Raw genomic sequence first — 20,608 nt, forward strand, 5'->3', positions numbered from 1 at the left:
ACGCCCAACGGACGTCCCTCCGCAATGACCTTCACCATAGAAGCTGCACAGGGGCCTGCCCCTCGTTCACGCCTGAGCGGATGAAACCCAAATGGGTGACGACGTCCTCCCACCGCTCATCCCTCTGAGCATGCGGTTCCTGATTTCGAGAGAAGAGCTATGTACACGCTGAACAACAGCATCAGGGATTACGCATGGGGATCAAAGACCCTCATCGCCGACTTCCTTGGCCGTCCACCGTCAGGCGCGCCGGAGGCGGAGATGTGGATCGGCGCCCATCCAGGTGCGCCGTCAGAGGCACTCCTGGACAGCGGTCACAGGCGCCTGGATAAATTGATAGGGGCTGACCCGGAAGCCCTGCTGGGGCCGGACAGCCACGCGGCCTTCGGGAGCACATTGCCGTTCCTGATGAAGGTGCTGGCTGCTGAATCTGCACTGTCACTTCAGGTGCACCCAACACGCGAACAGGCCGCGTCCGGCTTCGCAGCCGAAGATGCCCTCGGCGTCCCGAAAGATGCCCAAACACGCAATTACAAGGACCGTAACCACAAGCCCGAGATGATTCTGGCCCTAACGGACTTCGAGGCCTTGTGCGGGTTTCGCTCCGCAACTGACACCAAAGCGATTTTCGACGCGCTCGTGACCTTTTTCAGGGAGACAGGGGCCGAAATCCCCAAGGTCCTGCAGCAAGCCAGCTCCACCCTTTCCGGCGCCGACGAACCATCTGCGATCCGGCAAACCTTCACCGGACTGATCAGGGGCGGCGATGAAGTCTCTTGTACCGTTGACGCCGTGGCGGCGCTGCTGGGCTCGACGATTCCGGAGGGTCCCTATACGGCGGCTTTGAAAACGGCACTGGAGCTCAGTGAAGCGTATCCAGGGGACCCTGGGGTTTTGATATCCCTGATGCTGAACAGGGTTTCCCTTCGTCCAAACGACGCGATGTACCTGCCTGCCGGGAATATTCACGCCTATCTGCACGGCTTAGGAATCGAAGTCATGGCTTCCTCCGACAACGTGCTGCGCGGCGGACTAACCGCCAAGCACATTGACATTGAAGAACTGTTGAGAACAGTCAACTTCATGCCTCTGCCCGTTCCAAGACTCGCCGCAACTTCTCCCGCAGAAGGGCACCTGATCTGGCAACCTCCCTTCGACGAGTTCCAATTGCAGCGGATCGAGCTGGAACCCGGAGCCCCAAGCATGGAGCTTCCAGCAGGGCTTCCGGTGCTTGTCCTGGTCGCCTCCGGCAGTGGCCTGTTAGACACCAGACTGCAGGCATTGGAACTGGAGAAAGGCGACAGCGCTTTTGCCGGAGCGAATGAAAGCCCTATTACGTTGCGGGCAGGCAGCACGGAACCATTGGTTGCCTTCGTCGCCACCACAGGGCTTCAGGAAGCGATACCCCGTTGACGGCCCGCCCACCCTTTAACCAAATCCTTAAGACACGTCAGGAATGATATGACCAACCCAGCGAACGCCCTGTCCACCGCCGACGGGATCCCTACGGCCAGCGGCGCAACGGGCGCCTTAATTGGCTTGGATATCGGTGGCACCAAGACTCACGGCGTAAGGTTCGAAAATGGCGTGCCTGTGGCCGAGAGTATCGCCGGCAGTGCCAACGTCCAGAACGTCAGCCGGGAAGCCGCCCGTGCCCACCTCGCACAGCTTTTCGCGGATATTGGCTACGGGAACGTAGTACAGGTATGCGCCGGCGCCGGCGGAATCGACACGGAAGCCGATGCCGAAGCCCTAAAAGCTCTCATCGCCCCTTTCGCACCGAAAGCCCTGACCAACATCGTCCACGACTCACGGCTGCTGCTGGCAGCAGGCTGTGTCAGCAGCGGAGTCGCCGTCATCGCCGGGACGGGGTCTGCGGCCTGGGGACGTAATCCGCGCGGAGTGGAGGCGCGGACAGGAGGGTGGGGATACCTGCTGGGCGACGAAGGGAGCGGATACTGGCTCGGCCGGGAAGCCGTCCGCCACAGCCTGCGCAGAATGAACCAGGGCTGCGAACCGGACGCCCTCACCCGGGGCCTTCTAGCCGCATGCGATCTGGATCATCCGAATCAACTGATCGCCCTGTTCCATTCCGCAGGCACAGGACGCCGGTACTGGGCGCAACAGGCGCGTCTGGTCGTGGACGCCGCTGACGCCGGTCACCTTCCCAGTCAGAAGATGCTTGACCGTGCCGGGCAGGATCTCGCTCATATGACAACGCAGACACTGTCTCAATTGGGCATTACCGGCCCCGTCGTTCTGGGCGGAGGCCTTGGCATGCACGTACCGCGGCTTCAATCAGCCTTCCGTGAAGCGTTGGCCGAGGACGGAATAACCGATGTCCGCCCGGTTACCCAAGCCCCTGTCTTCGGTGTCACGCAACTCGCGGGGAAACATCTGCCGCGGTTGGCCTAGCAATACCGTAATTTCTCGCTCCCAATCCTCGTAAAAATCTTAGTCCGCCACGTTGAAGCTGCATGGAGGTGCTATGTAATCCGTTCACGTCCCCGCAACAAAAACGTTCCCGGTCGCCCCCGCTTACGTTCACGGCGGTGCCGTTAATGGAGCCGTTTTCTTTTGGGGGCATCGCTCTTGTCCGCTGTCCAGGTCGACGTTGGTGGTCATCCACGGTTCGTAGCATTTCCAGGCCTTGGTCGCAGGGGCACGGAAGAACTGCACGGACCGGTAGCGGTGTTCATCAATACCGAGCATCCGCGGGGCTAGGGCATCAACATCAGGCAGGGTCACCGCCGCGGGATCCAGAGCCCGCTGCACCAGCCACCACCAGGCACTGAACCAGGCGGCGGCCTCGGCGGCTGTCCTGCCGTGGCTGTGCGATGAGAGCGGGATGAAACCTCGAGGAGCAGAAAGCAAAGAACTGTGACTTGCATCTCTGAAATCGATATCATATTCTGTATTTGCTGCACGTCGCCGCAGCTGGTCTTATTTCCCGTCACCGGCCATAGGAGCCCGTATGACTGAACTGGTCCCCCCGTAATTTTGTCCAGGCGACATCCCGGGAAGCAGGTGGCTATTCGACCCGTCGGCCGGTAATACCTCTAAAAAGCCAGCCAGCGGCAGGTGAAACAGCACCCAATGACAAAATTTCCGGCCCGCTTGGCCGCCGTTTCAGCCGGACCAACTGCTCACGGACAGCTCTCATCCGCAGGAGAAAAATGAGCTCAACAACATCGACCATTCGTCGCGTGTCAGCCGCCGAAGTCGCAGCGCTTGAGGCTGCACTAAGTGCTGCCGTTGAAGCTGCTATCCCCGATGCACTATCAATGCAGCACGGCCTCAGGGTAATGCGGCTGGGGCCCGGGGAATACCAGGTGCTAACCGACCCGGACGTCCCTTGCGGCTACACCGTCTGCGACACGTAAACCTGGAGTAGGGCCCATTCCAGAGAAGCTCTCAGAGTACCCAAACTTCCTTCTGCAGCTCAGCCACGACAGGCAGGAACAGTCTTAAGCGCCTTGACTGCGATCAACCGGCCAGTTTCAAAACGGGAAGCAAGCGGCCGCCATCCTTCGCAGCTCCGCATTTCCAGGGATGCCCCTAACGACAACGGCCTGGGATGCGTTCAGATATTTGCAGTGAGATGCCGACACGGAGCCCCGCCGATCAGCGCACTAACTTGTGATTTCTCTCGATATCGGGCTGATGCGCCCGCAAAACGCAGGCAAGGATTCGAGCATGAAGCTCCAGGGCTTTCATGCGCCACATCTACAAATCTCAAATAAGGATGCTCACTCACTTTGGAGGAATTATGGGCTTCGAAACCAAAACGATCCGTATCGCCATGAACGGCATCACCGGCCGGATCTTCCAGATGCTGGGCGGCCTGCACTCCGGCCGTTCCGTCTGCCACCTCTCCAGGACCTTCGAACTCGCCGACCACGCCGGCCTGCTCAAGGACCCCGCGCTGGTTGCGTTCCGGATGTCGGACTACCTGCGCATCAACGGGGTGGGCGTGTGAGCGACGGGTCTCTAAATCGACGGACGTCACCCACTATGCGAAGGAGCATCATGAGTAAACGATTGACCGCCCGAACCAGTCCGGCCCGGGATTCCCCGTTGTCGCGCCGGGGCGGCAGAACCGCCGTCGGCGTAATCGTCGCGGCTCTCACAGCCCTTGTCTTTCCCACGGTGACAGCCCCTCCGAGCCATGCAGCTGCCCCGACACTCACCGACGACGTCTACGTACGATCGACGTCCCCCTCCACGAATTTCGGTACCGCGTCAAACTTGGTCGTTGGGAAGGGCGGTCACGCCTACTTCCGGTTCGACATCTCCCAGATTGACGTGTCGACACTCCAGTCCGTTGTGCTGAACATGACCAAGTACAACAACGCAGCGAACCTCGTTGCTGTACGAAGCAGCGAGTACCTGACCAGCGCAGGCAAACCAACGGGCACTACCTGGACGGAATCGAACATCACCTGGAACAACCGACCACTCGATGTCCAGGGATCGCCCGTGGCGTCGGCCACGGCACCGCAGGGAAACGCCGCGGTTCCCATCGACATTACAGAACTGGTCAAGGCCGCAAAGACTGCGAAGAGTGACGTTCTGTCCATCGATCTGACCACCACGGCGGTGGATGACCAGACAGTCGCAGGCACGGACATCTATTCCACCCGCGCAACGAACGCCGCTGTCCGACCCTCGGTTCAGGTCGCACGAGTCACTGACGTCCCCGCCGTCGATTACCCAGTCAGCCAGAGTTTCAGCGACTATCCGTCGAACGGACAGTCGGCCCAGGATGTGGTGCGCATCGCCGACGAGAGCGGGAAATACCTCACTGTCGACAAGTCCTCCGGCGCCGTAGGCCTGACCGACACCCCGAGTTCCGCAGGGTTGTTCGCCGTCTACGGATACAAGTACACCGCCGCACCCTACCAAGGGCTGGGCGGCGGACAGCAGACGACGTACTCGATCAAGAGCCTCGACAGCGGAAAGTACCTCACCATCCAGAACTACGCCGGAGGTGCCGGCCGGCCGTATTACACAAAGTCGGGTGCGAACTACGACGTCACCGCCGGCGCCGATGATGTCGGGTGGAATGAACGTTTCTCGGTCAAGGGATACCCGAGCTCTCACCAGTACACCATTGCGAGCCATCTCGACGCTTTGCGCGACGGTGCCGAAGCCACAGTGTCCCCGGTTCAGGCCAGCGCAACCGGCCTCGTCGTTGCACCAGGCGATAAGGGCGCCCACCTGTTCACATTCACATCAGCGAAGTCTGATCTGCTCGAAGTCCAGCAATCAGTCACCGGCTCTTCAGTTCGACTTGCCTGGAAACCCGTGAATGGCGATACAGACGCGTCCCACTACACCGTCGATGGCAACGCTACCGCCGCCTTTGACGGGACCGTCCTAGCCGCAACCATCACGGGAGTCACGACTGGAGTCCACGAATACGCCGTCCAATACAACTCCGGCTCCGGTCCTGTGCTGTCGAAGGTCGACGTCGAAATCTTCAATCATCCCGGTGTCTCACTGACGGGAACGCAGCTCGATGCCATGCGCGATCACATCGCGAAGAAACAGGAGCCGTGGTATTCCGACTACCTGCGGCTGAAGAATTCCGTTCCGAATTCCATGTCGTCGCTCGACTTCCAACCGGTGTTCCGCAGTGGAGTCGGCCGCGGTGCGCCCCAAGGGTCAGGCAATATCGCCGACTACGAAAACTCCGGAGGTGCAGCCTACTTCCTCGCTCTGCAATGGGTCATCACAGGTGATGACCGATATGCAGCAAAGACCGCACAGATCCTGGACGGTTGGTCCTCCACCCTGAAACAAATCGACGGACGTGACCAGATCCTCGGTGCAGGGTTGGCGACACTGAAATACATCAACGCCGCAGAAATCCTTCGCTACTACCACGGGGGCTATTCCGGCTACTCCGGTGACCAGTTCGCAGCATTCCAGCGGCTTATGCTGAACGTCGTCTACCCCGACATCCAGGACGCTGGTGCGCCGATGATCGCGAATGGAAACTGGGATGGTGCAGCGATCGTGTCTCTGGAGGCGATCGGCGTGCTGACCGACAGCAAGCCGATCTTCGACCGTGCCGTATCGATGTACAAAAGCCCATTCATCAACGGTTCCATCGAGAACTACGTCACCGACTGGGGGCAGACACAAGAAACCGCCCGCGACCAGGCGCACGCGCAACTCGGACTCGGGCTCATGGGCGACATTGCCAGAATCGCCGAAAGCCAGAGCGTTGACCTGTGGAGTCTGAACGACAACAAGCTTGCACGCGCTTTCAACTGGGTCGCGCAGTACAACCTCTTCAGTGGGCAAGGTGAGCTCCGAGCCGAGCCCGTGCCGAACATCTTCGGCCGCACGGACAACACCGCCTATTGGACTACGCTGGACCAACAGTCGATCCTCCGGGGACAACTGAGGCCCATCTACGAAAACGCCCTCGCACACTACTCCCAGGTGCCCGGAGTGGACGTCACTTGGCTGGCACGCGCGGCACAAGCGTCGAGGCCCGAAGGGCTGGTCCACATGGACGAACTGAATTTCGACACCCTGGCCATGTACAACGGCCCGGCCACGACGACCGTGGCGCCGTATATCCAGCTCCGCACGATGCTCACACCGTGGTACCAGCGCACCTGGCCAGAAGTGAGTGCGTGGGGAGACGCACCACTGGCAGCACGCACAATGACACCGGGCGGCACCATCCCGGCCGACTATGCAACGGAAACACTGAACTCGTACCTGGCCATCCAGAACGATTCAACGGTCGCCGTTAGCGCGATGCAAAAGAAAGCACCCTACTTCCGGCTCGTAACGAACTCGGATGAGAGCTATTCGTTGCAAGACGCGACGACCGGGCGGTACCTCAGCGTCACGGCGACAGTCGTCAACGGCGAGAACGAGATCGTCCTGGGACCCTCGACGGTCGGCGATGCAGAGAAGTTCGAAGTCCGCAGCACCGGAGTCGGTCGCTACTACCTTGTGCACGACGGACGTCTAGTCGATCTCGCCGTTGACGGGCCGACCTCATCGCCTAATGATGCCAAGGTGAGTCTCCGGCTCAGCACCCAGGCAGCGACCACGAGCCCGGCGTCGACCGCCACCAACTCGCTGTTCTTCTCATTCGGAACACCACTGACCGTCGAAGCAAAAGCATCAGTGGTCAAGAGCGCCGGTAACAGCAACGACCTCACGATCACCGTTACGACGGCGATGAGTGACGGATCAACGACTGTCTCCACGGAGACAGTCAGCATCAACAACAACTCCGCGGGCACGTACGCGGTGGGAACCCACCAGGTGTACGTCGACACGCAGGGCAACACCCAAGTCCGCGAGTGCCGAGTCGTGAGCTGAGTGCAACAACAAATGGGCCGGCCGCCTTTGAAGGGGTGGCCGGCCCATTGCGCACCGACCGACGAGTGGTATGGATGCGTATTCAGCGGCAGCGTAATCGCCCCCGGGTCCCGACGCTCTAGAATCCGAGAGCGTCCGATTTGACGGCTCGTTTCCCGGCTGATTCGGCGGTCCGTGCGATCCCGTTTCCGCCCACGGGCGTTCGAGGAACGTCTTCTGCGTCTGGATGCCGCTTGCCCGAGGGGCGTACGAATAGGGCTAAGTTCGGGTTTGTTGACAGTGCGCTCATGATCTTCTCAGATCCCACCCTGACAGTGGGTGGGAAAGGAATCGCGGTGAGGAAGCTCGAGAATAATCGAATCAGTCCAAAGATTCCGGACTTGATGAAGTTCGCTTGGGGCAGTGGGTGCTCATGGCACATGTTTTGATTTTGGCGGGCGTCGGAGAACGAGTGAAAGTTCCGCGTCCTCCCATGTCAGGCCGTTATCACGTCAAGTTTGGGTGTACGGCAACCTGATAGTGGTTGAAGTGCTATCCATTCGAGCTTCGAGACGGGTACTGCTAGGTCCACTGCTTCAAGTGAGGTGTGGCCGCTCCGGAAGCCCTCCGAGCTACCCCAGCACCTCCAACTCCTGAAGCTTTCCAAGCGCCACACCCGCCATGAATTGTGCCTGATCAACGAGGATACTGTCGTCAAACACTGCCCTGGGCGAATGCATGGGAGCCCACTCCATGGGGTCGATATCTGGAGACCCAGCTCCGAGGTGCCCGTACGCTCCGGGGACCTCCACGAGGACCCGGGAGAAATCGTCAGAGCCGGTCCTGGGGGACGGGCTGGGCACGAACCGGTGCTCTCCGAAGAATGTCCGTGCTGTCCTGCCCCAGAGTTCGGCGTCACTGTCGTGATTGACGGTGGCCGGCATAACTGGAGTGAACGTTGCGTCGGCTGTCAGTTGATGAGCGGACGCCAGTTGCCGGATAAGATCCGGCAACTCCTGTGCGAGCCGTGCTTCGACACCGGGGCTGAAAGATCTGACGCTGGCCCTGAATTCCGCCGAATCAGGTATGACATTAGAGGCGGAACCACCATGGAACTGGCCCACGGAAAGAACCACGGGATCAAAAACGTTGAATCGCCGGGTGATGTACGTCTGTAGCGCTCCAAGCATTTCAGCAGCTACCTGTATGGGATCCAGAGCCTGGAAGGGGCGGGAACCGTGCCCACCACGCCCGATAACCTTGACGGACAGATCTCCGAAGGCTGCCATGTAGGAGCCGGCCCGGGTCGTGAACACGCCTGACGGCATGTCTGAAACGACATGCAGGGCGTAGGCAGCATCCGGTCGCCTGCCGGCTGCATTAAGAACGCCTTCCTCCAGCATGATGCGGGCCCCGTCATGTCCTTCCTCCCCCGGTTGGAACATGAAGATGACGTCGCCGGTCAGGCTGTGACGTACGGACGAGAGCAAGCGGGCGGCACCAATCAGGCCCGCTGTATGCAGGTCATGACCGCAGGCATGCATTGCGCCATTGGTCGAGGCAAAGGGTATACCCGTTTTTTCTGCCACAGGAAGGGCGTCCATGTCCCCTCTAAGCAGTACAGTAGGACGGCTCCCAACGGGGGACTGGGTGGCCCCGCCCCGGAGTACCGCAACCACGGACGAGGCCGCTTTTCCCAGGCTTATTTCGAGGTCGAGTCCCTTGAGTGCCTCAAGGACCCGGGCCTGGCTGCGGGGCAGATACAGGCCGACTTCAGGATCGGTGTGCATTTCCCTACGGAAATCGACCAGGTCGCTTCCAAAGGCCGGGATCGCCGCCGTGGCGCCCTCAAGGAAACTCAGCGGTGAAAACCGCACCGTATCTGTCGTTGAAGTATCTGTCATTGAAGGGCTTTCTCGTCTCATGTTGCCAGGCCCTGGCCTGCTGCTTGCCCGAGAGGACGCGGAGCCTCCGCCTTAGCCAGGCGTCACGTTTCTGGAATGTCTGTCGCAGGCCTCGCAGGGCCTCGCTTACGCTTTGGTGGGGTCGGATACGCCGCCTAGAGCGGCAAATCCGTCCTGTCCACGCCAACCACGCGGTCGCCGGTAAAGAAGCGAACGCCGTACTGGGGACCGTGGCCTCCAATACCGCTGGTACCCCAGAAACTCTGCCGCGAATTGCCGGCCAGGTCGCTCATGAACGTGCCGTTGATGCGGACCTCCCCGGCACGAATACGGGATGCCACGTCGATGGCCCGTGTTTCGTCACCGCCGAATACGTAGGCATCAAGACCGGTTGCCGGTCCGTTTGCATGGCTAAGCGCCTCTTCAACGGAATGCACTGGATGTACCGTGACCAGTGGCCCGAAGAGTTCTTCCGCGGCGGCTCCGGCCGGACATCCGACGATCATCCCCGGTGCCAGGAACCAGCCGTTAAGATCTGGTAGATCGCCGGCAGTGACCAGCGTTCCCCCCAGTTCGACGAGTCGATCCACTGCGGCTACCAAACCATCACGCTGCCGCTCAAACGCAAGGGGACCCACTTCCGTTGTCTCATCCAAGGCATTTCCGACCCGAAGCTTACTGAGTTCGAACTTCATAGCTTCAACGAAACGGTCGTGAACCGACCCGTCAACCAGTATCTTGCCGGGCGCCTCGCACCACTGGCCATTGAGACGGGTCATGCCCTGCACAATGGACTGTGCCGCTGAGCTGACATCGGCATCATCCAGAATGATCACGGGATTGTTGGATCCGAGCTCCATCTGCATGACAGCCAGATTGGACGCCGCAGCCTTCGCGACCGTTCGGCCTGCCGAATCGCCCCCTGTAAACGAAAGAGCCTCGATGCGGGGATCCGAGGTCAGCAGTGATCCTGTCTCCGAATTCCCATGAACCAGTTGAAACGCAGCGCTCGGGTAATCGAGTTCGGTCATGGCGGCGACGATCGATTCGGCGAAGAGCTGGCAACCGCCGGGGGCGTTCTCGGAGGGTTTGAGGATGACCGGGCAACCAGCCGCCATTGCTGCCGCCACCTTGCCTACCACGGTGAAGGTTGGAGCATTCCAGGGGCCAACGATGAGGGCCGGGCCGAGGGGCTTGCGCAGGATGACCACAGGCCGATCACCGCCGTCAAGGGTCTCCGACTCGCCAAGCTGCTCCGCTTCAGCGATAGTTCCCCGGACTCTGTCCCCGAGTGCACCGGCAATCAGGCGAGTGGTCCGGATAGGGACTCCCGTGTTGATGCTGTCCTGCAGCGCGATTTCTTCGCTCTGGGCATCGAGAGATGCGGCTACCTTCGTCAGGAGCTCAAGACGGTCCCGGAGTTTGATGTCTTCAAGTTTCCCGGACTCGTGCAGTGTCGCCGCTGCGGCGAGTGCGCACTCGACGTCAGCCTTTCCGGTCTTTCGCATCGGCTGCCGGGGTTCGCCCGTGTTTGGGTTGGTAAGGTAGCGGCCGTTTTCGTCGAGCTGCAGCCATGCGCCATCGACAAAGGAGCGTTGCTCGACAAGGTCGGGGGTGTTAGCGGTCAGTTGTGCTAGTCCTTCAGCAGTCATTCAAGGTGCTCCTCTGATTTTCGTTGTTGTCTTTGTCGTCCAGGACCAGCGACGGCAGGGGCTGGGCATTGACGTTTGACCGTTTATGTTCGGGAGGATTTGCAGCGCCACAGTTCGCAGCTTTCGTTCCGGCGCTGGCCGTGGCGCAAAATCAGATCGTGATCGGCCTGACAGTCAGCTGCCAAACGGTCTTCAAAGTTGTCCGGATCACAGTTGCCTGTCGGTCATGTTCAGCACAACTCGGATCGTCGAGGCTTCCGCCATCGCTTCGAATCCCTCGTTGATACGTTCGAAGGGCAGTTCCTTGGTGACCATTGCATCGAGATCCAGTCGGTTGTTCAGGTAGTGGTCCTTGAACATGTGGACGTCGCTGAGGAACCTGTTCGCGCCCATGTAGGCGCCTTGCAGGTGTCGGTCGCCGTATACGAGCGCATCTGCGGGGATACGCAGTTCGGACCCTGTGGGCATGAGACCGAGGATGGTGGCGGTTCCGTTCGGGCGCAGGAGCGAAAAGGCGAGTTCCGCTGTCTGGCTGCGGCCCACCGCCTCGATTGCATGGCTGACACCTTGGGGAAGAAGTGATCGGACCTGGATGAGTGTTTCTGTCGGGTCGGATGATGAGACAACAGTGTCCGTGGCACCGAAGTTACGGGCGAGCTCCAGCTTCGCCGGCACAGCGTCAATGGCAATGATTCGTCGTGCCCCAGCCAACCTGGCACCTTGAATGGCCGCTATTCCGACACCGCCGCAACCGATCACGGCAACAGTATCCTCTGGTCCTACCTTTGCGCCGTGAATAACCGCGCCGACTCCTGTACTAATGCAGCAACCGAGAAGACACGCCACCTGGGGAGGCAGATCCGAGCCGACCACTGCAACGGATGCCTCCTTCACGAGGAAGGCCTCTGCAAATGCGCCGATACCGCCGAGCGACTCAACGCTTGATCCATCAGGTGAGAGCAGCCTGGGTCGCTGCCGCTCACGCATCGAGTCGACTCGTTCGCACTGGGTCGGGCGCCCGCTTATGCAGTTGCGGCATGCCCCGCAGGAGGGGGTGACCGTTGCCACGACCCTTTCACCAGTCTTAATTCTTGTGACTGCAGAACCGACGCGCTCGACAATGCCTGCGACTTCATGCCCGAGGACCACCGGCAGGGAGATATCCAGCGACCCCTTCAGATAGTGCAGATCACTATGGCAAAGGCCCACTCGCTCGGTCCGGATGAGAACCTCAGTGTCCTCCGGATCATCAAGCAGCAGTTCGCGGATCTGAAGAGGGGCTCCGGGCTTTTCCAGCACGGCGGCAAGAATCGGTGTAGTCACTTGGCTTCCTTAGTGGTTGAGGAGCTGGCAGATGGGTCGCTTCGACCATCTTCAGCCCTGGTCGAGTTTCAAAAGTGTGTGGACGGAACAGCCTTTACGAGCACTATGTGCAACCTGACCAGCGCGGACGTTAGAACGGCCGGGATCAGTGTCAGCTTCCGGTTCCAACTCGGGATCCATGCCGGTTCTCACCTACAGCGGCCCAGCGCTTAACGTGACGTTCCATGGCGCGGAGGGCGTTTTCCAGCTTCGCCAGCAGTTCCCGTGTCTCCTCTTCAGTGATCACCAAGGGCGGGGACAGAATCACGGCATTGTTCAGCGGGGCGATCCCGGCCGGGTAGACAAGAAGCCCTTGGTCCAGGCATTCATCGACGAATAGGCCAGCCGCTCCCAGCGCAGGATCGGGTGCCTGCTTGCTTTCCTGGTCCATAACGAACTCGAAGCCCCAGAGCAGGCCCCGCCCACGGACGTCGGCGATGCAGCGGTACTTTGTTGCCAGGGAGAGCAGACCCTCTTCAAGCTGCTTCCCCCGTTGCCGGACGTTCGCGAGGATATCCTCGCGTTCCATGAAGTCCAGGACCGCCAGGCAGGTCGCTGCCCCCAGTGGGTTCCCCGAGAAGGTGTGCCCGAACGGAGCGACGCCGCTGCCCTCTCTGAGCGCCTCGACGATGTGGCTCCGCAGCAGGACGCCAGCAACAGGGGAGTATCCGGCACTCATTCCTTTGCCGATAAGAAGAAGGTCCGGCACGACGTCCTCGTAGGAACTCGCGAACCAGTCGCCCGTGCGCCCCATTCCCGTGATGACCTCATCGATGATCAGCAGCACGTCCAGCCGATCACAAATGTCGCGAAGGCGGGCGAAGTAGCCGGCCGGCGGCGTCAGGACGCCGCCGGCGGCTCCTACGATTGGTTCGACGATGACTGCCGCGACTGTGCCGGGGTCCTCGTTCTGAATGGCGTCTTCGAAGGCTTTCGCAGCCCGCGCAGCGTACACTTCCTCGCTCTCGCCTAGCAGGGCGAAGCGGTAGGCGTAGGCCGGCGGGGCGAAGGAGAACGCATGGAGCAAGGATCCGTAGTCGGGGCGGCGTGCTGCATGCCCGGACATCGACAGGGCGCCCATTGTCATGCCGTGATAGCTGATGGTCCTGCCAAGGATTTTGACTTTGCCTGGGAGCCCCCTTTCGCGCCAGTAGCTCACTGCGGTGCGGATGGCGTATTCGGATGCTTCGGACCCGCTATTGACGAAAAACGCCATATCGAGGTCCCCGGGAGCGATGTCGGTGAGCCGGCGGGCGAGTTCTTCAGCGGGCAGGTTGGTGAACTGGGTTCTATACGTGAAAGCTACGCGGCGGCACTGTTCTTTCACCGCCTCCGCAATTTCGTCCACGCTGTGACCAATGCTGGCGGTCATGGCGCCGCTTGAACCATCCAGGTACTGGCGCCCTTCCGTGTCATACAGGAAGATGCCTTCGCCGTAGGCAACTGTCGGGTACTTCTTGTCGATGATTTGCTTCAACAGTGCGCTGTCGGAAATGGGAAGCTCCTAAATATCGGCAGCTGCTCTCGCAGCTCACTATCTGCAGTGACGGGTGGGGAAATCTCTGGAAGATCTTTTGTCCATGGGCGCGAGTGGCCGGCCGCGCCTTGCGCAGCCGGCCACCATTACCGTCGTTCCCAAGAAGGCTCGTGCGACGGCGGCTACGGAGATGAGTCTTTGTTCCTAAATCCCTGCGGAACTTTCTTCGCTGCTGGAACCTGCCGGGATCAGTGCGGCATACGTCACCGGCCGCTTGGATCGCATAACCAGCGCGGTAGTCACGCCGCCCAGGAAGAGTGCAGCCATGAGCGTCAACAGTATTCCCGCCGCCAAGTCGCCGCCGACGAGAAGCCCGAAGTTCTGAAGGACCAGAAAGACAATTCCCCCGAGTCCGAGAAGGGCAAGCGCGGGGGCCAGCAACGTGCCCCAGACCTTCTTGTTGTGTGCATTCCTCCGGAAGAACACGATCACCGCGAGTGACGTGAGAGCCATCAGAACAACGATGCCCAATGTGGCCGAGCCTGAGAACCAGGTGTAAGCCTGCGTTACCGGGTCGAGCCCGATGATCGCCTCGACACCAAGCAGTGCTATCGCAACTACCGAGACGATCAAGGCTGCCCTGGATGGAGCGTGGTGACGCGGGTGGATTGCACCAAGTCCAGACGGAAGAACACCTTGCGTACCAAGGGTAAAGAGGTACCGGGTCAGTACGTTCTGGAAGGTGAGGATGCAGGCGAAAAGGCTGGTGATGAGGAAAACCTGGAGCAGGGTGGCAAGGAGCGGGGACACGTACTGTCCCGCGAGCCCTACAACAATGCTGGTGGGGTCGTTCGTCGCGACTTCGACTATCTGGCTGCTTCCGACTCCCGCCTGGAGTGCCCAGGCAGTGAAAGTGTAGAAGATGCCGACGCCGATAACGGCGATATAGGTTGCCCGCGGGATAGTGCGGTCCGGGTCACGTGCTTCGTTCCGGAAGACGGCGGTGGCCTCAAAGCCGATGAATGAGAAGAAGGCAAACATGACGCCCAGAGGCGGGACACCTTCACCCAAACGCGCGGGGGACAGCGAGTCAGCACTCAACCCTTCCGCGCCGCCGTGGACAATCACCCCGATGTTTACTGCCAGCAGAACGACTGTTTCGATGACCAGGACCACGCCCAGCACCTTGGCGGAGAGTTCGACGTCCCGGTATGCAAGAGCACCGCAGGTTGCCATCAGCACCAGACTGCACAGCCACCAGGGAAGTTCCGGACCGCCCAGATCGTGAACCGTGGTCTGGGCCGCTGACCCCAAGTATGAACACAGCGCAAGAAACAGCAGCAAGTATGTTCCGAGCGCAAAAGTGGCAGCCCCCATGCCAACACCTCGGCCCAGCCCCGTTTGGATGTAGGAATAGAACGCTCCAGCATTTTTTACAAAGGGCGTCATCCTCGTAAAACCAACAGCAAACAGAAACAGAATAGCGGTCGCGATAAGGAAGAACAGCGGACCGCCCGTGCTTCCCGATGCAGAAACGACAACAGGCCAGCCAGCCACGACAGCTGTCATGGGCGCAGCTCCCGCCACAACCATGAACACAATCGACCGGACTCCCAGGCCCCTGCTGAGCAAGCGGTCTGGGCTCAAGATTCCGTTGGGTCCCGCATCCACCGGCTCAAATTTAACATCTTTAGTTGCCATTCGTCCCTCCTGGACGTAGAAGCTGAGTGTCATCGCGATGCCTTCGACAAGGCGGAATTGAGCGGCATCGCGGAACCCACAATCGGGCCGGCCCCCTTGCCGAACGTCACTGTGAGTTGGATTACAGCGTAGGAGTTGCCCCAGAGTTTGCGATGTTGAGCCTGCACATACATCCGTCCTGCGCATGGTCTTGATGCACAGCTATTCGCTGGCAAAAAAATGGACGCGGTCCTATGAACGAGGAGTTTATGGAATGTGCACCGCGCACATACAGCTACTTATCGTGGTGCTCCCAGCACTCGCTGGCCGCAGTTTCCTCAGGCATTGTCGGAACTAACGGAGCTTCCCAGAGTCCATACGGGACTAGGAAATTTTCGACAAATCCCACTTCTCCTGAAGGAGCACCCGATTATGAACAGCGTTATTTCGGTCTACAACCCCGCTACAGAAGAACAGATAGGCGAGGTGCCCGCCTACGACCTGCCGGACGTAAATGCAGCGGTCGAACGCGCAGGGGCCGCCCAGCGCGCCTGGGTCCGCAAGCCACTGGCTGAACGCCGTGATGCCCTCTGGGCTATTGCCGATGCTGTCATCGCCCACAGCGACGAACTGGCCCTTCTCGAATCCACCGACGTTGGTAAGCCATTGGCGGCGGCCCGACAGGAAGTTCTTGGTGTCGCCGAGTGCTTCAAGTACTACGCCGGAACGGTGGACAAGATCCTCGGGGACACCATTCCGGTCGATGGCGGCGTCAGCATGACTTTCCGCGAGCCGCTGGGTGTTGTGGCCGTAATTGCCCCGTGGAACTTCCCTCTGCCTATCGCATCCTGGAGTATCGCCCCGGCTCTGGCCAGCGGTAATTCGGTAATTGTGAAACCCGCGGCCCTTACCCCCCTATCAACTGTCCGATTTGGTGAGATCGTGAAGGAACTGGGCGTCGTCGGGGACGCGCTTCAGGTTCTCACTGGTTCGGGCGCCCGGATCGGCAATGCCCTCGCTGAACACCCGGATGTTAGCAAGATAAGTTTTACTGGTTCCACCGAGGTCGGCCGGTCCATCGTCCAGGCGGCTTCAACGACGATGAAAAGGGTTTCTCTTGAGCTCGGCGGGAAGTCCGCCAGTATCGTCTACAACGACGTTGACCTCGCCAAGTGTCTGCAGGCAGCCCCGATGTCGGTCTTCGACAACACGGGCCAGGACTGCTGTGCACGCAGCCGCTTTCTCGTGCAGCGGGGAATCTTCGACGAGTTCGTTGAGGGATTCATCGAGACTACGCGCGCACTGAAAATCGGTAACCCGCTGGACGGCAAGACCGATCTGGGACCTCTGGTATCGGCTGCCCACCGCGACACCGTTTCCAGCTTCCTCGAAAACGGTCTCAACGTCGTCACCGCCGGTGAAGCACCGGATGGCCCCGGCTTCTGGATGGCGCCCAGAATCGTCATCGCCCCGGACCCCAAGAGCCGGGTGGCAACCGATGAAATTTTCGGCCCCATCGCCTCGGTGATTCCCTTCGACACCGAAGAGGAAGCCATCGCGCTGGCCAACAGCTCAATTTACGGCCTGAGCGGCTCCATCTGGACCAACGATGTCGGACAGGCCCTGCGGACGGCGCGGGCACTTGAGTCCGGGACTCTGTCGGTCAACTCAAACTCATCCATTCGAATCCAGACACCTTATGGCGGCTTCAAACAGTCAGGCATCGGCCGCGGACTGGGCCAGGCTGCCATCGAGGCATACACCGAACTCAAGACCGTATTTGTAAGGACAGAACCGTGACAACTGATACAGGGGAGCTGGTTCGGACCAACCAAGGCACCTCATCCGAAGTATCCAGTGAGACAGGTACCGCCGTGCAGACCCTCAGCGTCCTCTACGGCAGCCAGACCGGGAACGCTGAGTTCCTTGCGTCCAAGATCGTGGACAAGGCAAACGGCCAGGGTTACGCAGCCGAGCTTATGAGCCTGGACATGCTGACCCCGCAAGATGCGGCACGCAAGGACCGCCTGTTGATCGTTACCGCCACACACGACAACGGCCACATGCCGGACAATGCGCAACCGTTTTGGGACCAGCTTCAAAGCGCCGGTTCAGACCTCTTCAAGGACGTTCCCTTCGCAGTCCTTGCCATTGGCGACTCCATGTACGAAGACTTCTGCAAAGCCGGCAGCGATCTTGACGAGCGCCTTGGCGAACTCGGCGGCAAGAGAATCCTTGACCGCCTCGACTGCGATGTCGACTATGACCTGACGTCAGGCAAGTGGATCAGGGGCATGCTTGAGACCTTCAAGACAGTTGTTCCCAAGAAGCGCGACAACAACCCGGAAGACTCCACTGTTCCAGGAGCAAACCCCGCCGAGCAGCCCAAAGGCACACGCCGGGAACCTGACACTGCCACCGTCGTCGAGGCCCGCCTCCTCAGCGCTCCAGAGTCCGAAAAAGAGGTCTGGCACTATGAGCTTGAGGTAAGCGGCGACAGCCGCAACTACCGGCCAGGTGACTCACTTGCCGTAATCCCCACCAACTCCATCGAACTCGTGGAAGACCTCCTCGGATTCCTTGGCCTCGCGGGCAGCGAGGTATTCGGTGAAGACGGCAAGACCGTACGCGAGACGCTTCAAAACGACTATGAGCTTCGGCTGCCCCATCTGGGCATCGTGGCCTGGCTCGTCGAAAATCTCGCCCCGGATCATCCCGTGCGGAACCTGGTCGAGTCCGGTGACCGCAATGCGCTGGAGGACTGGCTGTGGGGACGGGACATGCTGGACGTGCTGCAGGAAACCCGGACAACGGATGTCGATCCCGGCGAGTTCCTCTCAATGCTGAGGCCCCTGCAGCACCGGTCGTACTCCATTGCCTCCAGTCCCCTCGCTGACGGCGACCGCATCCACTTGACGGTCTCCACTGTGCAATACGAGACCGCCGGCCGCCGGCACTCGGGTGCATGCAGCGGATTCCTCCAGTCCGCCGCGCAGACCAAGACAACCATAAAAGTCTTCCCGCTGCCGGCGCACGAGTTCCACCTGCCCCACGACAACTCAGCTGACGTGATCATGGTCGGTCCGGGCGTCGGAGTTGCCCCGTTCCGTGGCTTCCTCCGTGACCGCGAAGTCTCACAAGCCCGGGGACGAAACTGGCTGTTCTTCGGGGACCGCCATGAAAAGCCTTCCTGGCTTTATCAGGAGGAAATGGAAGAACTGCAAAGCAACGGCGTGCTGAACCGCCTCAGCGTGGCTTTCTCCCGGGATCAACAGGGCAAGGTCTATGTCCAGGACCGGATCCGCGAAGAAGGAGAAGACATCTTTGCCTGGCTATCGGGTGGAGCCTCGGTCTATGTGTGCGGCGGCAAACAAATAGCACCTGACATTGACGAAGCCCTGCTGGCGGTGCTCAGAAGCCACGGCGCAATGACCCCCGAAAAGGCGCACGATTACCTGCAGTCCCTGAAGAGCGAAGGACGTTACGTCAAGGACGTCTACTAGGCCCCGCTCGACCTGCCCAGCACCATGGCTTTCGTGTCCTGGGTACTGGGCAGAACACGGAAAAGCCTTGGCCTGCCTACCGCACAGGAATGTGACCTGGCTTACCGAATGCATGTAGCCGGCAATCATGATGTGCACCTTGCACATACGCCAAAAGGACCCCGCTCTTAGTGTTTTTAGTAACCAATATCAATGAGGATAAGAGGTACATAGTGAATCCCATCACACAGGTCCCGGAGGACCTCCACGAACTCGAGGCCATCGACATGCAGGATCAATCCTCAGCCGCGTCAGCGCATGACGAACTGCAAAAGTTCGTCTCCGACAACGACATCAAAACGTTCAAAGTGGGCGTCGTGGACCTGGACGGCGTATGGCGCGGCAAGCGCATCCCTGCCAGGTACTTCCTGGAAAGCGTCGCTGAGCGCGGAACGAATATCTGCAACATCATCTTCGGCTGGGACATTCAGGACGAAATCATTTCTGATCTCAGCTACACGGGGTGGGACACGGGTTACCCTGACGTGACGCTCCTCCCCGATCTCAGTACCCTGAAGGTCGTTCCGGGGGAACCCGGCGTGGCTTCCGTCATTTGCGACGCCTACGAGATGTCGGGCGAGCCTGCGGCAATCTGTCCCCGGAGCATTCTCAAGCGAGTCGTGCAGAAAGCCGAAGACCTTGGATACTCGCCAGTCTGCGCCTACGAGTTCGAGTTCTACCTGCTCAAAGGCACCCCGACGGACCTTGCCGCCAAGGACTGGCGCGACCTGACCCCCATCACGGCGGGCAGTCACACCTACAGCCTCGTCAGGGACACAGGCACCGAGTTCCTCATCGGTGAGATCCGACGCCGCCTGTCTGAGCAGGGCATTTTCATCGAGGCCAGCAACAGTGAAAACGGTCCGGGCCAGTTCGAGATGAACATCCACTATTCGGATGCTCTCGCAGCCGCGGACAACGCCCTCCGGCTAAAGGCAACCGTCAAGGAGGTTGCAGCTGAGGCCGGCTACACGGCATCATTCATGGCCAAGATCAACCCGGAGTGGGCCGGCTCCTCCGGGCACATGCACCAGAGCCTTTGGGATCCGCAGTCGGGCAAGTCCGCCTTCGCCAATGCCGAGGAGCCCGGCGAACTGAGCGCCATCGGATACAACTACCTGGCCGGCGTCGTCGAGACGGCACCGGAGCTCACGGCCCTCTACCTGCCCACCATCAACTCTTACAAGCGGACCGAAGGCGGGCAGTGGGCCGGATCCAGCGCCACCTGGGGCCTGGACAACCGAACGGTCGCCATCAGGTCCATCCCGTCAAAGAGCAGCGCCGCACGCATTGAAAACCGGGTACCGGGCGCTGACGCCAATCCTTACCTGGTCATCGCCGCTAACATCGCTGCCGGCCTGCACGGCGTGGAGCAGGAACTGACCGCCCCGAAGCGGGTGGAAGGAAACGCCTACGCCCTGGAGGAAGGACACCAGGTAAAGCAGCTGCCCGGAACACTCGACCAGGCCATCGAACAGTTCGAAAAAAGCGAGGTCGCCAAGGCGTACTTCGGCGAAACCTTCGTGACCCACTACGTCCAGACGAGGCGCTGGGAGCTCCGCAAGCTTCAGACCAGCGTCACCGACTTCGAGATCGCACGTTACCTGGAACGCATCTAGCGCAGAGTGCAGCGCTAAGAGCTCCATTTCCATTTTTTAA

Annotated in this window: 11 protein-coding genes and 1 pseudogene; 7 read left to right on the forward strand and 5 right to left on the reverse strand. The window is 60.2% G+C overall.

Annotated features, from left to right (window positions below; genetic code table 11):
* Nucleotides 1-159: 159 nt before the first annotated feature.
* The 4 genes and pseudogenes from manA to FBY36_RS09515 all read left to right on the forward strand — a co-directional run bounded on the left by manA (nt 160) and on the right by FBY36_RS09515 (nt 7,353).
* Complete coding sequence (gene manA / locus FBY36_RS09495) at nt 160-1,413, forward strand: mannose-6-phosphate isomerase, class I (protein ID WP_142118850.1); 1,254 nt, start codon at nt 160-162, stop codon at nt 1,411-1,413.
* 48 nt (nt 1,414-1,461) lie between these two features.
* A complete protein-coding gene (locus FBY36_RS09500) occupies nt 1,462-2,415 on the forward strand; it encodes an N-acetylglucosamine kinase (RefSeq protein ID WP_142118852.1) in 954 nt (317 codons plus the stop codon).
* 1,411 nt (nt 2,416-3,826) lie between these two features.
* Nucleotides 3,827-3,979 (forward strand): annotated as a pseudogene (locus FBY36_RS09510) (DUF993 family protein); the annotation flags it as partial.
* A gap of 50 nt (nt 3,980-4,029) precedes the next feature.
* Nucleotides 4,030-7,353 (forward strand): CBM96 family carbohydrate-binding protein, encoded by a 3,324-nt coding sequence (locus FBY36_RS09515; RefSeq protein ID WP_160141885.1) that lies wholly within the window; start codon nt 4,030-4,032, stop codon nt 7,351-7,353.
* 611 nt (nt 7,354-7,964) lie between these two features.
* Here the strand turns inward: FBY36_RS09515 and FBY36_RS09520 are convergent.
* The 5 genes from FBY36_RS09520 to FBY36_RS09540 all read right to left on the reverse strand — a co-directional run bounded on the left by FBY36_RS09520 (nt 7,965) and on the right by FBY36_RS09540 (nt 15,428).
* Nucleotides 7,965-9,236, reverse strand: coding sequence for a M20 metallopeptidase family protein (locus FBY36_RS09520; protein WP_142118857.1), 1,272 nt, complete (start codon nt 9,234-9,236; stop codon nt 7,965-7,967).
* 155 nt (nt 9,237-9,391) lie between these two features.
* Nucleotides 9,392-10,888, reverse strand: coding sequence for an aldehyde dehydrogenase family protein (locus FBY36_RS09525; protein ID WP_142118859.1), 1,497 nt, complete (start codon nt 10,886-10,888; stop codon nt 9,392-9,394).
* Between the two features lie 207 nt (nt 10,889-11,095).
* Nucleotides 11,096-12,211, reverse strand: coding sequence for a Zn-dependent alcohol dehydrogenase (locus FBY36_RS09530; protein ID WP_235008780.1), 1,116 nt, complete (start codon nt 12,209-12,211; stop codon nt 11,096-11,098).
* A 151-nt stretch (nt 12,212-12,362) separates the two neighbouring features.
* A complete protein-coding gene (locus tag FBY36_RS09535) occupies nt 12,363-13,727 on the reverse strand; it encodes an aminotransferase family protein (RefSeq protein ID WP_235008781.1) in 1,365 nt (454 codons plus the stop codon).
* A 204-nt stretch (nt 13,728-13,931) separates the two neighbouring features.
* Nucleotides 13,932-15,428, reverse strand: a complete 1,497-nt coding sequence (locus FBY36_RS09540) for an APC family permease (protein ID WP_142118860.1) — start codon at nt 15,426-15,428, stop codon at nt 13,932-13,934.
* A gap of 411 nt (nt 15,429-15,839) precedes the next feature.
* On the opposite strand from FBY36_RS09540, the gene FBY36_RS09545 reads away from it, so the two are divergent.
* From FBY36_RS09545 to FBY36_RS09555, 3 genes are all read left to right on the forward strand, one after another.
* On the forward strand, nt 15,840-17,207 hold the full coding sequence (locus tag FBY36_RS09545; protein WP_142118862.1) for an aldehyde dehydrogenase family protein: 1,368 nt from the start codon (nt 15,840-15,842) through the stop codon (nt 17,205-17,207).
* Nucleotides 17,204-18,910, forward strand: coding sequence for a diflavin oxidoreductase (locus FBY36_RS09550; protein WP_142118864.1), 1,707 nt, complete (start codon nt 17,204-17,206; stop codon nt 18,908-18,910). Before FBY36_RS09545 ends, FBY36_RS09550 begins: the two co-directional genes overlap by 4 nt.
* A gap of 212 nt (nt 18,911-19,122) precedes the next feature.
* On the forward strand, nt 19,123-20,568 hold the full coding sequence (locus FBY36_RS09555) for a glutamine synthetase family protein (RefSeq protein ID WP_235008782.1): 1,446 nt from the start codon (nt 19,123-19,125) through the stop codon (nt 20,566-20,568).
* Nucleotides 20,569-20,608: the final 40 nt, after the last annotated feature.

It is taken from the genome of Arthrobacter sp. SLBN-122 (assembly GCF_006715165.1).
GTDB lineage: Bacteria > Actinomycetota > Actinomycetes > Actinomycetales > Micrococcaceae > Arthrobacter.

Coding starts and splice junctions, on each gene's coding strand:
- manA (WP_142118850.1), top strand. CDS start 160: ATGTACACGCTGAACAACAGCATCAGGGATTACGCATGGGGATCAAAG.
- FBY36_RS09500 (WP_142118852.1), top strand. CDS start 1,462: ATGACCAACCCAGCGAACGCCCTGTCCACCGCCGACGGGATCCCTACG.
- FBY36_RS09515 (WP_160141885.1), top strand. CDS start 4,030: ATGAGTAAACGATTGACCGCCCGAACCAGTCCGGCCCGGGATTCCCCG.
- FBY36_RS09520 (WP_142118857.1), bottom strand. CDS start 9,236: ATGACAGATACTTCAACGACAGATACGGTGCGGTTTTCACCGCTGAGT.
- FBY36_RS09525 (WP_142118859.1), bottom strand. CDS start 10,888: ATGACTGCTGAAGGACTAGCACAACTGACCGCTAACACCCCCGACCTT.
- FBY36_RS09540 (WP_142118860.1), bottom strand. CDS start 15,428: ATGGCAACTAAAGATGTTAAATTTGAGCCGGTGGATGCGGGACCCAAC.
- FBY36_RS09545 (WP_142118862.1), top strand. CDS start 15,840: ATGAACAGCGTTATTTCGGTCTACAACCCCGCTACAGAAGAACAGATA.